At 69.7% G+C, this 13580-nt stretch carries 13 protein-coding genes; 11 read left to right on the top strand and 2 right to left on the bottom strand.

The features are described 5' to 3' along the window. Positions 1 to 70: 70 nt before the first annotated feature. A complete protein-coding gene (locus ETP66_RS12365) occupies positions 71 to 1006 on the top strand; it encodes a hypothetical protein (protein ID WP_130840365.1) in 936 nt (311 codons plus the stop codon). An 18-nt stretch (positions 1007 to 1024) separates the two neighbouring features. Here ETP66_RS12365 and ETP66_RS02690 read toward each other — a convergent pair whose 3' ends face one another. Beyond that, complete coding sequence (locus ETP66_RS02690) at positions 1025 to 3607, bottom strand: MalT transcriptional regulator family protein (protein WP_130840363.1); 2583 nt, start codon at positions 3605 to 3607, stop codon at positions 1025 to 1027. Positions 3608 to 3687: 80 nt separating this feature from the next. On the opposite strand from ETP66_RS02690, the gene ETP66_RS02685 reads away from it, so the two are divergent. The 10 genes from ETP66_RS02685 to ETP66_RS02640 are packed head-to-tail and all read left to right on the top strand — an operon-like array spanning position 3688 to position 12469. Next, positions 3688 to 4695 (top strand): 3-oxoacyl-ACP synthase, encoded by a 1008-nt coding sequence (locus ETP66_RS02685; RefSeq protein WP_130840361.1) that lies wholly within the window; start codon positions 3688 to 3690, stop codon positions 4693 to 4695. Then, positions 4688 to 6166, top strand: a complete 1479-nt coding sequence (locus ETP66_RS02680) for a class I adenylate-forming enzyme family protein (protein WP_130840359.1) — start codon at positions 4688 to 4690, stop codon at positions 6164 to 6166. The genes ETP66_RS02685 and ETP66_RS02680 overlap by 8 nt, the downstream gene beginning before the upstream one ends. Continuing rightward, positions 6153 to 6926 (top strand): alpha/beta fold hydrolase, encoded by a 774-nt coding sequence (locus tag ETP66_RS02675; RefSeq protein WP_130840357.1) that lies wholly within the window; start codon positions 6153 to 6155, stop codon positions 6924 to 6926. Before ETP66_RS02680 ends, ETP66_RS02675 begins: the two co-directional genes overlap by 14 nt. Beyond that, the gene (locus tag ETP66_RS02670) at positions 6919 to 7656 is read left to right on the top strand and encodes an alpha/beta fold hydrolase (protein ID WP_130840355.1); all 738 of its coding nucleotides are present in this window, start codon (positions 6919 to 6921) and stop codon (positions 7654 to 7656) included. Before ETP66_RS02675 ends, ETP66_RS02670 begins: the two co-directional genes overlap by 8 nt. Then, complete coding sequence (locus ETP66_RS02665; RefSeq protein ID WP_130840353.1) at positions 7646 to 8071, top strand: MaoC family dehydratase; 426 nt, start codon at positions 7646 to 7648, stop codon at positions 8069 to 8071. Before ETP66_RS02670 ends, ETP66_RS02665 begins: the two co-directional genes overlap by 11 nt. 19 nt (positions 8072 to 8090) lie before the next feature. Further along, positions 8091 to 9269, top strand: a complete 1179-nt coding sequence (locus ETP66_RS02660; protein WP_130840351.1) for an ABC transporter substrate-binding protein — start codon at positions 8091 to 8093, stop codon at positions 9267 to 9269. 18 nt (positions 9270 to 9287) lie between these two features. Next, entirely contained in the window at positions 9288 to 10145 is an 858-nt protein-coding gene (locus ETP66_RS02655) for a branched-chain amino acid ABC transporter permease (protein WP_130840349.1), read from the top strand. Then, positions 10142 to 11050 carry a branched-chain amino acid ABC transporter permease gene (locus ETP66_RS02650; RefSeq protein WP_130840347.1) on the top strand — a complete coding sequence of 303 codons (909 nt, stop codon included), beginning with the start codon at positions 10142 to 10144 and terminating at the stop codon, positions 11048 to 11050. The genes ETP66_RS02655 and ETP66_RS02650 overlap by 4 nt, the downstream gene beginning before the upstream one ends. Further along, positions 11043 to 11768: an ABC transporter ATP-binding protein gene (locus ETP66_RS02645; RefSeq protein WP_130840346.1), complete on the top strand. Its 726-nt coding sequence runs from the start codon at positions 11043 to 11045 to the stop codon at positions 11766 to 11768. The genes ETP66_RS02650 and ETP66_RS02645 overlap by 8 nt, the downstream gene beginning before the upstream one ends. Then, a complete protein-coding gene (locus tag ETP66_RS02640; protein WP_130840344.1) occupies positions 11765 to 12469 on the top strand; it encodes an ABC transporter ATP-binding protein in 705 nt (234 codons plus the stop codon). The genes ETP66_RS02645 and ETP66_RS02640 overlap by 4 nt, the downstream gene beginning before the upstream one ends. A 7-nt stretch (positions 12470 to 12476) precedes the next feature. Here ETP66_RS02640 and ETP66_RS02635 read toward each other — a convergent pair whose 3' ends face one another. Further along, a complete protein-coding gene (locus ETP66_RS02635; protein ID WP_130840342.1) occupies positions 12477 to 13469 on the bottom strand; it encodes a helix-turn-helix domain-containing protein in 993 nt (330 codons plus the stop codon). Positions 13470 to 13580: the final 111 nt, after the last annotated feature.

Here is a 13580-nt window from a genome sequence, read left to right as displayed (position 1 = left end):
GCGCCCCTACCATGGGGGCATCGGGAGGGGCCATGGGCCGGGCAGGTGGGGAGTCCCGAAGGGAGGGGGCATGAGGGCGGGCCTCCTGGCCTTCCTGCTGGCCCCGGCCCTAGGCCAGCCCCTCCTCCTCGCGGAGGAGGAGGCGGTGCGGCTCCTCTACGCCGCCGAGCTCCTGCGGGCGGGCCTCGAGGCCCTGGCCGAGGCCCCGTCCCCTAGGGGCCTGGGGGAGCTCCAGGCCGCCCACGACCTGTGGGCGGGAAGCCTGGCCGCCCATCCCCGCCTGGCCGCCGAGGTGGAGGGAACCCTGGCCCGGGCCCGGGAGCTGGCCCGCGCAGGGGACCAGAAGGCCCTAAAAGGCCTCCTGCCAGCCGCCCAGGCCCTCCTCACCCGGGCCCAGGCGGCCCTGGTGCCCGGGCCGGACCCCGCCCTAAAGGCGGCCCTGGCGGTCCAGATGGCCCTGGGGGAAGGAGGGGTGGCCGAGGGTTACCGGGCCGCCTTCCTGGGGGATGCCTTCGCCTACCGCCGGGGGTTTTTCCTCCTCTGGCAGCTCCACATCTACCTGGAGGACCTCAAGCCCCTCCTCTTCCCCGAGGCCCGGGAGCGGGCCGAGGAGGCCCTAAAGGCCCTCCGCGGCCTCTACCCCGCCTCCCAGCCCTCGGGGGCCTTCCGGCTTCCCGAGCTGGCCTTCGAGGCCGCCCAGGACCTGGTCCTGGCCCTGGAAGCGGGGCTCGGGGTGGAGCTTCTGCCCCGGGACCTCACCACCCTCCTCCTGGGGGCGCAGGCCCTCTTAAGACGGGCCTGCGAGGCCCAGGGCCACCCCTCCCGGGAGCGGGAGCTTTGGGCCGCGGCCAAGCTCTTCTCCCGCTCCCACCTCCTCCCCCTCCTCACGGCCCTGGAGCCCCGGCAGGCCGCCCTGCTTCTCCGGGCCCTGGAGGCCCCGCCCTCGGGCTGCCTCCAGGCCCTGATCCTCCTGGGGGAGGTGGCGGCCCGGCTGGGGGAGGAGTAGGGGCCCTCCCAGAGGGCCTCAGGACTCCAACCCCAGCTCCCGCAGGGCCCTTTGGTGGAGGCTCAAGGCCTCGGGAAAGTAGGGGGTGGCCTCTAGCCGCCTGAGGGCCTCCCGGTCCAGGGGCTCCAGGTGAAAGGCCCTAAGCCAGTCCTCGGGCCGAGGGCTTTGCAGGAGGGCGAGGCGCCTCTCCTCGGTCCAGGAGCGGGACCGGTCCTGCAAAAGGGGGTGGTCCAGCCCTTGGTAAGGGGGGGCCAGGGGGACCTCGGGGTCCAGGAGGTCCAGGTAGAGCTCGGGGGCCTCGAGGCAAAGGCCGTAAGGGCGGGTGCGCAGGAAATAGGGGGGCGCCCCTCGGGGACGGTCCGGCTCCAGGGCGCTCACCACCTCCCACCAGAGGACGCGGAACTCCCCGGGGGACACCTCGAGGGCCTCCCGAAGGTCTTCCTTATCCCAGTCCCCCAGGGTGAGGAGGGCGAGGAGGAGCCGGGCCTTCTCCCGGCGGAAGCGCACGGGGCGGCCCTCCACCCAGACCGCAAACCCCCCCAGGGCCCGGATCTCCACCCGCACGCCGGGGTGGTAGGGCAGGGCAAGGCGGCCCAACCGCCAAAGGGCCCGGCGCACCCGGGACAAGGGCGGGGCAAAGAGGGTGGGACCGGCCAGGAAGGGGTAACGCTCCAACAGACCCTCCCAGCCGTCCCCAAAGGGATAAGCTCCAGCCAGGGATCCCAAAAAGGGGTCCGGCAAGGGGAGGGCGGGAAGGGGAAAGACCTTCCCCTGCCGCAGCCAGGCCGTCGCCACCATGAGGGTGAGGAAGCCCTCCACCCAGAGGTCCCCGGAAGCCCGGGCCAGGCGGACCATCTCCCCGTAGGCCCCCTGGTCCCCCAAAGCGGCTAGGCCCCCCAGGGCCTCCACCCTAAGGCGGGCAGGCCCCCCTTCGGCCAGGGCCAGGGCCGTGCGGTAGGCGGCCTGGGCCTCCTCGAGGCGGCCTAGGGCCAGGAGGGCATGCCCCCTGCGGGCCTCGGCCAGGCTGAGGCCGAAGGGACTCCCTAGAACCTCGGCCTCCCAGCGGCCTCGTTCCGCCCACCTAAGCCCCTCCCCTGCGTCCCCGGCTACGCACTCCAAAAGGGCCCTGAGGAGGCTGCCCTCCCGGTGGTTCTGCGGAGGACGTTGCAAGCCGGGGTCTCTAGCCTCCCGGAGGAGAGCCAAGGCCTCTGCCGGCTTTCCCTGCCGCAGCAAGAGCCTGGACCCCGCAAAGCCCAGGGTCTCCGCCTCCGCCACCCGGCCCTCGTTGAGGAGGTTTTCCGCCAGGAAGGGCCTGGCCGTCTCGGGAAACCGCCTCAGGGCCTCCTCCAGGTAGGGCCGGGCCCGGGCGGGCTCCACCGTATCCAGGAAAAGGCGCACCAACCCCAGATAGGCCCGCCCCTCCCCTGCCGCCAGGGCTCTTTGGTAAGCAGCCTCCGCCTCCGGGTAACGCCCGGCCTGGCGCAAAGCCTCGGCCTCCAGGAGGAGAAGGCCCCTCCGACCCTGGCGGATTCCCTCAGGCAGGTGGGCCAGCAGGCGCAGCACGGTGTAGGTAAGGCCCCTTTCCAGCCAGGCGAACCCCTCCTGCAGGAGGAGATCGGCCGCGTGGCCCAGCCTGCCCGCTTCCAAGAGGAACTCCGCTGCCCGCACTCCCTCGCCGCGCCCGAGGGCTGCCTCCGCGGCTTGGGAAAGGGCGCTCCGCACCTCGGACCCGGGGAGAAGGGTCTTGAGGGCGTTGCGGATCAGGGGGTGGAAGAGAACCCGGCCCTCCCGCCGCTCCAGCAGGAGGTCTTCGGCGTAGGGCAGGAGGGCCTGGGCCTCCTCCTCGGCAACCTCACCCCAAAGGGCGATCCGGGCGGCCTCCCGCAGGAGGCCCTCGGGAAGGCCGTAGGCCAGGTAGGGGAGGAGCCCCTCGGCGCTCTCCAGGGCTACTTCCGGCCGGAGCCCCCGCCTCATGGCCAGGAGGACCGCCCTGAGGCCCAGGGGCCATCCCCGCACCAGGGAGAGGGCCCGCTCCACTTCGAAGGCGGGAAGCTCCGGGGCCAGGGCCTTGGCCAGGAGGCAGGCCTCCTCGGGGTCAAAGGCCAGCTCTCGCTCGGAGAAGACCGTGAGGAAGGCAAAGGGAGTGGCCCGGCGGGAAAGGAGAAGAAGCCTTAGGGAAGGCAGGCGCAAAAGGCCCTGGAGGGCCTTGACCACCCCCGGGCTTTCCGCCCGGTGGGCCTCGTCCAAGACCAGGAAGTGGGGGCCAAAGGGCTCCAAGCCCCTGAGCAAAGCCTCCAGGGCCCGGGGCCAGGCCCCGGTTTCCAAGAGGGCCGCAGCCTCATCCAGCTCCCCGCGCCCCCGGTAAGCGGCCAGGAGATGCCAAAGGAGGACCACGGGATCCTTGGCCTCCGCGTCCAAGGAGAGGTAGACCCCGGCCAGCTCGGTGCCCAGGCTGGTTTTCCCGTACCCAGCCCCTGCGGCCAGGACCACCCCGGGGCTCCTCTGGAAGGCTTCTTCCACCAGACGCAGGGGGCGGACCCGGCGCACCTCCTTGGCGGTGCGGGGAGGGAGGAGCCTCGCGGGGGGCACCGGGTAGGGCATGGTTCTCCCATTTTGCCCCAAGGGAAACCCCTTGGGGAGTGTAACGGGAGTGTAACGCCCGCCCCCTACCCTGAGGGCAGATGTACGCGCGTAGCCTCGGCGTCTACCTGCCGGAAGGCCGCTTGAGGGCGGAGGAGCTTGCGGCCCTCTCCAACCTTCCCGCGGAGGTGGTGCGGGAGAAGCTGGGCCTCCTGGAGAAACCCGTACCGGGACCAGAAGACCATCCCGCAGAAATGGCAGCCTGGGCGGCGGAAAGGGCCCTGGAAGCGGCGGGCCTAAGGGGGGAACGGGTGGACTGGGTGCTCTCCATTGTGGAGGAGCACAAGGAGTATCCCGTCTGGGCCACCGCCCCCTATCTGGCCCTCAGGGTGGGGGCCCACCGGGCCAAGGGCCTGGACCTCAACCAGAAGTGCGCCTCCCTCATGGGGGCCCTAGAGGTGGCCCGCGGCCTCTTCGCCACCCGCAAGGAGGTAAGGGTAGTCCTGGTGGCGGGGGGCTACCGCAACGGCGACCTGGTGGACTACCAGGACCCCCACACCCGCTTCCTCTACGACCTGGCGGCGGGGGGTGGGGCCATGGTCCTCACCCGGGAAGGGCCGGGGCTCAGGCTTTTGGGCCTCGCCCACCGCATGGACCCCAGCCTGGCCCTGGCGGTCAAGGTGCCCGTGGGGGGCACCCGCCACCCCTTTACCCCGGAGAACCTGGACGGGTACCGCCTACGGGTGGAGGACCCCGAGGCCATGAAGGTGCGGCTGGACGCCACCTCCATCCCCACCTTCCTGGCGGTGGTGCGGGAGGCCCTGGAGGAGGCAGGCTACACGGAGGCCGACCTGGACTACCTGGCCCTCCTGCACATGAAGCGCTCCGCCCACCGAGCGGTGCTAGAAGGCCTGGGCCTGCGGGAGGAACAGTCCGTGTACCTGGAGCGCTTCGGCCACCTGGGCCAGCTGGACCCCGTCCTCTCCCTGAAGCTGGCTTGGGAAAGGGGGCTCCTGCGGGAAGGAGGCCTGGTGGCCTTGGCGGCGGCAGGGGTGGGGTACTTCTACGCCGCGGCGGTCCTCCGCCTGGAAGGGAGGCTCTATGCTTGAGCCCAACTGGCTGGGCCGGCTTGCCGCCTACCATCCGGAACGCCGGGCCCTCTGGTTCCGGGGCCGCTGGCTCACCTACGCCGAGGTCTACCGGAGAGCCCGAAGGGCGGCGGGCTTCCTGGCAGACCGAGGCGTGGTCCGGGGGGACCGGGTGGGCCTCCTCGCCTGGAACCACCCCGCTTACCTGGACCTCCTCTTCGCCGGGCCCCTCCTGGGCCACGTCCTCACCCCCTTCAACCACCGGCTGAGCCTGGGCGAGCTAAAGGCCCTCCACGCCTACACCGAGCCTAGGCTCCTCTTCTACGGGGAGGGCTTCCAGGAGACGGCCCAGGCCTTGGACCGGGAGGCCCTTCCCCTCGAAGCCCTCCAGGAAGGCGGGGAGGCCCCGGAGGCCACACGGGTGGGCCTGGAGGACCCCGTCCTCCTCCTCTTCACCGGGGGCACCACCGGCCTGCCCAAGGGGGCCCTCCTCCCCTACCGCCAGCTCCTGGTGAACGCGGTCCAGACCGCCTTCGCTTGGGGCCTTTCCCGGGAGGACTGCTACATCCTGGCCACCCCCATGTTCCACGCCGCCCTGAACGCCCTGGCCACCCCCCTCCTCTACCTGGGCGGAAGCGTGGTGATCCAGGAGCGCTTCCGCCCCGAGGAGTACCTGGACCTCGCCCTGGCCCACCGCCCTACCCTCCTCTTCCTGGTGCCCACCATGTTCCAGATGCTCCTGGAAACCCCGGGCTTCCTCGAGGCCGACCTCTCCTCCGTGCGCTTCGCCATCTCCGGGGGAGCCCCCTGCCCGGCCCCGGTCAGGGAAGCGTTCCAAAGGAAGGGCGTGCGCTTCAAGCAGGGCTACGGCCTCACGGAATGCGGGGTGAACTGCTTCACCTTGGAGCTGGAGGAAGCGGAGGCGTACCCCGAGAGCGTGGGCCGGCCCATGCCCCACCTGAAGGCCCGCCTGGTGCGGGAGGATGGTGAAGAAGCCCGCGTGGGCGAGGCCGGGGAGCTTTGGCTCTCGGGTAGCGCGGTCATGCAGGGCTACTTCCGCCGCCCTGAGGAAAACGAAAAGGTCTTCGCCTACGACGGGGAGAGGCTCTGGCTCAAGACGGGAGACCTAGCCTACCGGGACGCGGGGGGAAGGTTCTACATCGTGGGCCGGAGGAAGGAGATGTTCATCTCCGGGGGGGAAAACGTCTACCCCGTGGAGGTGGAGCGGGCCCTCTACGACCACCCGGCGGTGCGGGAGGCGGCGGTGGTGGGGGTGCCGGACCCCCGGTGGGGCGAGGTAGGGGTGGCCTTTGTGGCCCTTAGGGAACCCCTGGAGGCCGAAGCCCTCCGCGCCTTTCTCCGGCAGCGGCTGGCCGGATACAAGGTGCCGAAGCACATCGTCCTCTTGCCGGAACTTCCCAAGTCCGGGCCCGGGAAGGTGCAAAAGGAGGCCCTGAAAAAGATGTGGGAGGCGGAACATGGCCAGGCTTAGGTTCCGCGTGGAGGGAGAGGGACCAAAGGTGGTGCTTCTCAACGGAATTTTTCAACGCCTGGAAAGCTGGGATCCCGTGGTGCCCCTGCTTGGGGACTACACCCTTCTTCGCTACGACATGCGGGGCCAGGGGGAAAGCGAGGCCCCCGAGGGCCCCTACACCCCGGAGGCGCACGCCCAGGACCTCCTCAGCCTCCTTGGGGAGCTGGGCTGGGAAGAGGCCGCCTTGGTGGGCCTCTCCAATGGGGGCATCGTGGGCTTACAAGCAGCCCTTATGGCTCCCAAACGCTTCCGGGGCTTGGTCCTCTGCTGCACCACCCCTTACCTGGACGCCGCCCTCAGGGCCAAGGTGCAGAGCTGGCTGCACGCCCTAAAGGCCGGGGGCACTCCCTTGCGCCTTAGGGTAGCCCTGCCCTGGGTTTTCGGGGCCCGCTTCCTCAACGCCCACCCTGAGCTTTTGCGGGAGGAGGGCCTTGGCCCCCTAATGGCCCAGGCTCCGGACGAGAAGGCTCAGGAAAGGCTGCTTTTCGGGTTTCTCAGCCTCGAGGACCTCAGGCCCTACCTCCGCGGCCTGACCCTGCCCGCCCTGGTGCTTTACGGGGAGGAGGACGTGCTATTCCCCAAGCCCTACGCCCAGGCCCTGGCCGAGGCCCTGGGGGCCCGGCTACAGGCCCTCCCCACAGGGCACGCGGCCCCCTTGGAGGCCCCCTCGGCCTTCGCCCAGGCCGTGAGGGGGTTTTTGGAGGAAGTGTATGCTTAGCCACTTGGAAAGCGGCAGCGGAACCCCGGTGGCCCTGGTCCACGGCAACTTCGCCTGCAAGGAGTGGTGGCGGGAGCTCCTGGAAGACCCTCCCGAGGGAGCCTGGCTCCTGGCCCCCGACCTTCCCGGCTTCGGGGAAAGCCCCGCCCCCGAGGAGTTCGTCCCCTCCATCCCCGCCTACGCCCGGGCCCTGAGGGACTTCCTGCGGGAAAAAGGGGCTGAAGAAGCCGTCCTGGTGGGCCACTCCCTGGGGGGCGCAGTGGCCATGGAGGCGGCCACGGAAAAGACCCCGGCCCTGGTCCTCCTTAACTCCGCCCCGCCCTCGGGGCTGCAGACCCCGGAGGCCTACTACCCCATCCTGGAAGGCTACCGCCACAACCGGGAGGCCCTGGCCCAGGCCCTGGCCGCCATGGCCCCCACCCGCAGGCCCCCGTGGTTCCCCGAGCTGGTGGTCAAGGCACAAGGCATGCACCCCGCCCACTTCCAGGGCAACGCCCGGGCCCTGGCAGCCTGGCGGCTGGAAAGGGCCTACCCCGGGCCGGTCCTGGTGGTCTATGGCACCCTGGATCCCCTCGTCACCCGGGCCATGGCGGAGGCCACGGCAGCTTTCTTTCCCAGGGGGAGGCTCCTTGCCCTCGAGGGGGTGGGCCACTCGCTGAACCTGGAAAACCCAGGACTCTTGAACACCATCCTGGGAGAGTTTCTAAAGGAGGTGCGCGGTGAGGTTTAAGGTGGGGGATAGGGCCAGCTACACCCAGACCCTCTCCGAGGCCCATGTGGCCCTTTTCGTGGGGGCGGTGGGGGATACCAACCCCCTGCACGTGGACGAGGCCTACGCCCAAAGGAGCCGCTTTGGCCGGCGCATCGCCCAGGGTATCCTGGTGGCCGGCCTCATCTCCACGGTGATCGGCACCCGGCTACCCGGGGTGGGGGCCATCTACCTCTCCCAGAGCCTGCGCTTCCTCAAGCCCACCTACCTGGGGGACACCATCACCGCCACCGCCGTGGTCAAGGCGGTGCGGGAACGGGAAAAGGGAGGCCTTGTCCTTACCCTGGACACCTTCTGCGAGAACCAGCGGGGGGAGAGGGTCATCGAGGGCGAGGCCGTGGTGCTCTACGAGGAACCTGAGGGCGGGAAGCCCTAGGGAACACAGGAGGTGAATGATGCGAAAGGCGTTCGGGATTCTCCTGCTGGCCATGGCGGCCACCGCCTTGGCCCAGACCCAGGTCCGCGTGGGGGTCCTCCTCCCCCTCTCGGGCCCGGCCTCCGTCTCCGGACGGGCAGCCCTCAACGGCATCCAGCTGGCGGTCGAGGAGGTCAACGCCCAGGGCCGGGTGCGCCTGGAACTCGTGGTGGAGGACGACGGGGCCGACCCCGCCAGGGCCATCCCTACCTTCACCAAGCTCATGACCGTGGACCGCGTGGACATCGTCATCGGCGGCCTCTCGAGCAGCGTGGGCTTCGCCCTCTCCGGGCCCGTGCGCCAGCACGGGGCTCTCTTCCTGGTCATCGGCTCCGCCAGCTCCGTGGTGGAGCAGGCCTTTGAGGGCTATCCCCTCATGTTCCACTACCACCCTTGGGACTACCACAACGTGGCCGCAGCCCTGGACTTCTTCCGCCACCTTTACCAGGCCCACGGGGCGCGGCGGGTGGCCATGCTTTACGAGGACGGGCCCTTCGGCTCCGCGGGGATCCAGGTCTATCGTCAGCAGCTGGAGCAAATGGGCTACCAGGCCCGGGTGGAGCCCTTTAAGACGGGAAGCGGAGCCTTCACCCCCATCCTCACCCGGCTTAGGGCCTTCCAGCCGGACATCCTTTACTGGATCGGCTACGATGTGGACGCCCTACCCATCGCCACCCAGACCCGGCAGGTGGGCCTCCGTCCCAAGCTCATCTACGGGGCCCCGCCCTCCTGGCCCTTGGGCTTTGAGCGGAACCCCCTCTCGCAAGACATGGTGGGCATGACCGCCTGGCTGTCCACGGTGACCAACCCGGAGTCCCGCCGCTTCGTGGAGGCCTACCGGCGCAGGTTCGGGGAGGTGACGGAGGAGTACATGGCTCCCATGGGCTACGTGATCGCCCGCAGCCTGGCCCTGGCGGTGGAAAGGGCAGGAGGTGCCGACAAAAACCGCATCGCCGAGGCCCTGGCCGCCCTCCGGATGAACACCCCCTTCGGCCCCCTGGCCTTCCGGCCCTCGGAGACCGGGCGTACCCGGTACCAGGGGTTTGGGGCGGAGATCTGGTTCCAGTTCCAGTACATCCAAGGCACCCGCCGCCCCGTCTTCCCTCGGGAACGGGCCGCCGTACCCCTCCGCTACCCCGGGGAGTACTACCTGCGGTAAGGGGCCAAGGAGAAGGCCGTGGAGCTCTTCCTGCAGACCCTCCTCAACGGCCTCCTCATCGGCGGGGTCTACGCTCTGGTGGCCACGGGGCTGGCCCTCTCCCTGGGGGTGGTGGGCATCGTCAACTTCGCCCACGGGGAGTTCCTCATGCTGGGGGCCTTCCTTTCCTACCTCCTCTTCGCCTTCCGGGGGATGGACCCCCTCCTCTCCCTGGGCCTGGCCTTCCTCGCCGCCTTCCTGGTGGGGGCCCTGGCCTACCAGGGCCTTATCCGCCCGGTGCTAAAGGCCCCCGAGCTCAACCAGATGCTCCTCACCTTCGGGCTATCCATCGTCTTGCAGAACCTGGCCCTCCTCCTCTTCGGCGCCGACACCCGGGTGGTGGCCCCCCCCTACCAGGCCGCGGCCCTCTCCCTAGGCCCCTTCTTCCTGGGGGCCGTGCCCCTGGGGGCCTTCCTGCTCTCCTTGGTCTTCCTCCTGGCCCTCCAGGCCTTCCTCACCCGGACCCGCCTGGGCCTGGCGGTGCGGGCGGTGGCCCAGAACCGCCTGGCTCCCGGGCTTCTCGGCATCGAGGCGGAAAGGGTCTACCTCCTGGCCTTTGGCCTCGCCGCCGCGTTAGCCGGGGTGGCCGGGGTGATGCTTTCCGTGATGCTCTACGCCAGCCCCACCGTGGGCTTCCTTTTCACCCTAAAGTCTTTCGCCATCGTGGCCCTGGCCGGCCTAGGCAACCTCAAGGGGGTGGTGCCCGCCGCTTTGGTCTTAGCCCTGGCGGAGGCCCTGGTGAGCACCTACGTGCCCGGAGGCGGGGGCTGGGTAGAGGCGGTCTTCTTCCTGGTGCTCTTTCTGGCCCTGGTGGGCCGGGCCTGGAGGGCGGCGTGAGAGGTCTCCCCTGGGTAGCCCTTTTCCTCCTCCTCTTCGCCTTCCTCCCCTTTCTGCCCCTGGGGGTCTGGCGGGCTTTCCTCCTGGATGTGGGCTTTTTCGTCCTCCTTTTCACCGCCTTAGCCCTCTCCTGGGACCTGGTGGCCCGCACGGGGCAGCTCTCCCTGGCCCACGCCGCCTTCTTCGGCCTGGGCGCCTATGGGACCGGGCTCGCCGTACCCCACCTGGGCACCCTGCCCGCCCTCCTCCTGGGCGCCCTTCTGGCCGGGGCCGGGGCCCTGCTTTTGGGTTCGGTCACCCTCAGGCTTCACGGCCTCTACTTCGCCATCGCCAGCCTGGCCTTCAGCGAGGTCCTGCGCACCCTGGCCTTGAAACTCCCCTTCACTGGAGGGCCCATCGGCTTGCCGGTGCCTCCACCCTTCGCGGGGGAATGGCCCCTGGCCGCCTACTACCTGGGCTTCGGCATCCTCCTCCTGGCCGTGGCCTTAAGCCTCTGGGCGGAGCGGAGCCCCTTTCGCTTGGCCCAGGCAGCCACCCGGCAGTCGGAGGCCGTGGCCCGGGTCCTGGGGGTAAGGGTGGTGCGGGTCAAGCTCCTCTCCCTCTTCCTGGGGAGCCTGGTGGCGGGCCTGGCCGGGGGGGTCTATGGGATGAAGGCCCTCTTCCTCACCCCCTACGAGGCCTTCGGCCTCCGGCTGGCGGTGGAGGCCCTGGTCATCGCCATCTTCGGCGGGCTCTACACCACCTTAGGCCCCCTCCTGGGCGGGGTGGTGGTGGTGGGCTTGGAGCAGGCCCTGAGGCTTTGGATCAAGGAAGGCTACCTGGTGGTCTACGGGGCCATCCTCATCCTGGTCATCCTCTTCCTGCCCCGGGGCCTGGTGGGTCTCTTGGGAGGGCGGCGTGGCTAAGGTTTTGGAGGTCAAGGAGATCAGCAAGCGCTTCCTGGGCCTCCTGGCCCTCCACCGCGTGAGCCTGCACCTGGAGGAGGGAGAGATCCTGGCGGTCATCGGCCCCAACGGGGCGGGCAAGAGCACCCTCCTCAACGTGATCTCAGGCCTGCTGCGTCCCGATAGCGGGGAGATTCTCCTTCTGGGAGAAAACATCTCCCACCTACCCCCAGAGGCCCGCACCCACCGGGGTTTGGGCCGGGCTTTCCAGATCGTCCAGCCCCTGCCCGAGCTCACCGTGCGGGAGAACCTGCTGGTGGGAGCCCTCTTCGGCAAGCCGGGCCTTAAGAGGAAGGAGGCGGAGGCCTGGGTGGCGGAGGTGCTGGACCTCACCGGGCTTTCCCCCAGAGCCGAGGCCCTGGCGGGGGAGCTCACCCTCTTGGAGGACAAGCGCCTGGAGCTGGCCCGGGCCCTGGCCACCCGGCCCAGGGTCCTCCTCCTGGACGAGGTCATGGCCGGCCTCCGCCCCAAGGAGGCGGAGGAAGCCGTGGCCCTGGTGCGGCGCATCCGGGATAGCGGGGTTTCCGTGCTCTTCATCGAGCACGTGATGCCCGTGGTGCGGGCCCTGGCCGACCGGGTGGTGGTCCTGGACTACGGGGAGGTGATCGCCGAAGGCGCCTACGAGGAAGTGGCCCAGGACGAACGCGTGAAGGAGGCCTATCTGGGGAGGCGGGCATGAGGCTTGGGGTAGAGGGTCTGGAAACAGGCTACGGCAAAGCCCAGGTGCTTTTCGGGGTGGACTTGGAGGTGCGGGAGGGGGAGCTTGTAGCCCTTCTGGGGACCAACGGGGCGGGGAAGACCACCCTTTTGCGCACCCTCTCCGGCCTCCTCCGCCCCTGGCGGGGCAGGGTGCTTTGGGAGGAACGGGACCTCTCGGGCCTCTCCCCGGCCCAAAGGGCCCGCCTGGGCCTGGGCCACGTCCCCGAGGGCCGCCAGCTCTTCCCCCTCATGACGGTGGAGGAGAACCTGCGCCTGGGGGCCGCCTTCCTGGCCCCAGGGAGGGAGGAGGAAGGATTCGCCCGGGCCTACACCCTCTTCCCCAGGCTGGCGGAAAGGAGGCGGCAGCTCGCCGGCACCCTCTCCGGAGGGGAGCAGCAGATGCTGGCCATCGGCCGGGCCCTCATGGGCTTCCCCAAGATCCTCCTGGTGGACGAACCCTCCTTGGGCCTCGCCCCCCGGCTGGCCGAGGAGGTCCTCCTGGCCCTCAAACGGGTGGTGGAGGAGGGGGTGGGGGTCTTGCTGGTGGAGCAGAACGTGGCCCTAAGCCTCGAGGTGGCCGGGAGAGCCTACGTGATGGAACACGGGAGGGTCGTGCTCCAAGGCCAGGCCGCACGCCTCCTGGAGGACCCCCGGGTGCGGGAGGCCTACCTGAGCCTGTAGCCCTGGCTCAAGCCAGGGACGGCCCCTCCATTGCCTGGCGCAACTGCAGGGCCATGCCCAGGAGGGACAGGTCCTCCACCCGGTCCAGCCTAAGCCCCGTGAGTTCTTCCACCTTGTGGAGGCGGTAGAGGATGGTGTTGGGATGGAGCTCCAGACGGCGGGCCGCTCCCTTCAGGGAAAGCCGGGCCTGGAGGTAGGCCTCCAGGGTGCGGAGGAGCTCCGGGTGGGCCTCGAGGGGGGCGAGGAGGCGCAAAAGCCGGTCCCGTCCTTTGGGGGACTCCAAAGCCATGGCCAAAGGCCACAGGAAGCGGGTGGGGTAAAGCCCTGGGGGCAGGCTAAGGAGGTGGCCCAGGCCCAGGGCCTCCTCCAGATCCGCTTGGAGTTCGGAGAGTTTCGTCCCTTCCTCTACCCAAAGCACGGCCCTGCTCTGACGGGCCAAGGACCTCAGCGCCTCCTCCACCTCGACCAAGGGTGCGGCTAGGAACAGCAGGGGGCCCAGAGGGGCCTGGGCATAGGCCATCCCCTCCGGGGGCAACCGGAGGTAGCGGGGAGCCAGAACCAGACTTCCGGCATCGGCAAGCTGGGCCGCCACTCCCGTCAGGGGCCCGCGGGGAAGGGCCCCTTCCAAGGCCAGCTGGTACCCTCGGGCTGAGGCCTCGCTCACCCGGTCAAGGAGCTCCAGCACCCGGGGAGCCAGCTCTACCACCCGGCTTGGCGCCGAGGTCTTTAAGGCCTCGAGGGTATCCTTCGCCCATAAACGGTAAGCCCGGAGCAAGGCCGGGAGGGACACGCCTTGGCTCCGTCGGCGCTGGCCCACCGCCAAGGCCAGGTTCTCCACGTCGCCACCCTCCTCGAGAGCTCGCAAGTACTCAAAGGAAACCACGACCACATCCCGCTCGAGGACGCGTGTGTCTAGCCGGGCATAGTCAGGAATCTCCCGGGCATAGTGCCAGGCCATGGTCTCGGCCCAAGACCAAAAGGTCCGCTGAAGGGCACCCATGCCTTTCCCTCCTCGGCGTTTCTCCAGTATAGCAAGGGTCGGCACCTTGGGGTCTAGCACAAAATCCCAGGGCCTCGCTTGGGGGGGATCACAGTGGACAGCCGGGAACGG

The organism is Thermus thermamylovorans (assembly GCF_004307015.1).
In the GTDB taxonomy this organism is placed as follows: Bacteria; Deinococcota; Deinococci; order Deinococcales; family Thermaceae; genus Thermus; species Thermus thermamylovorans.
Note: the sequence above shows the minus strand (reverse complement) of the source record. Positions and strands in the feature narration are given on the sequence as shown.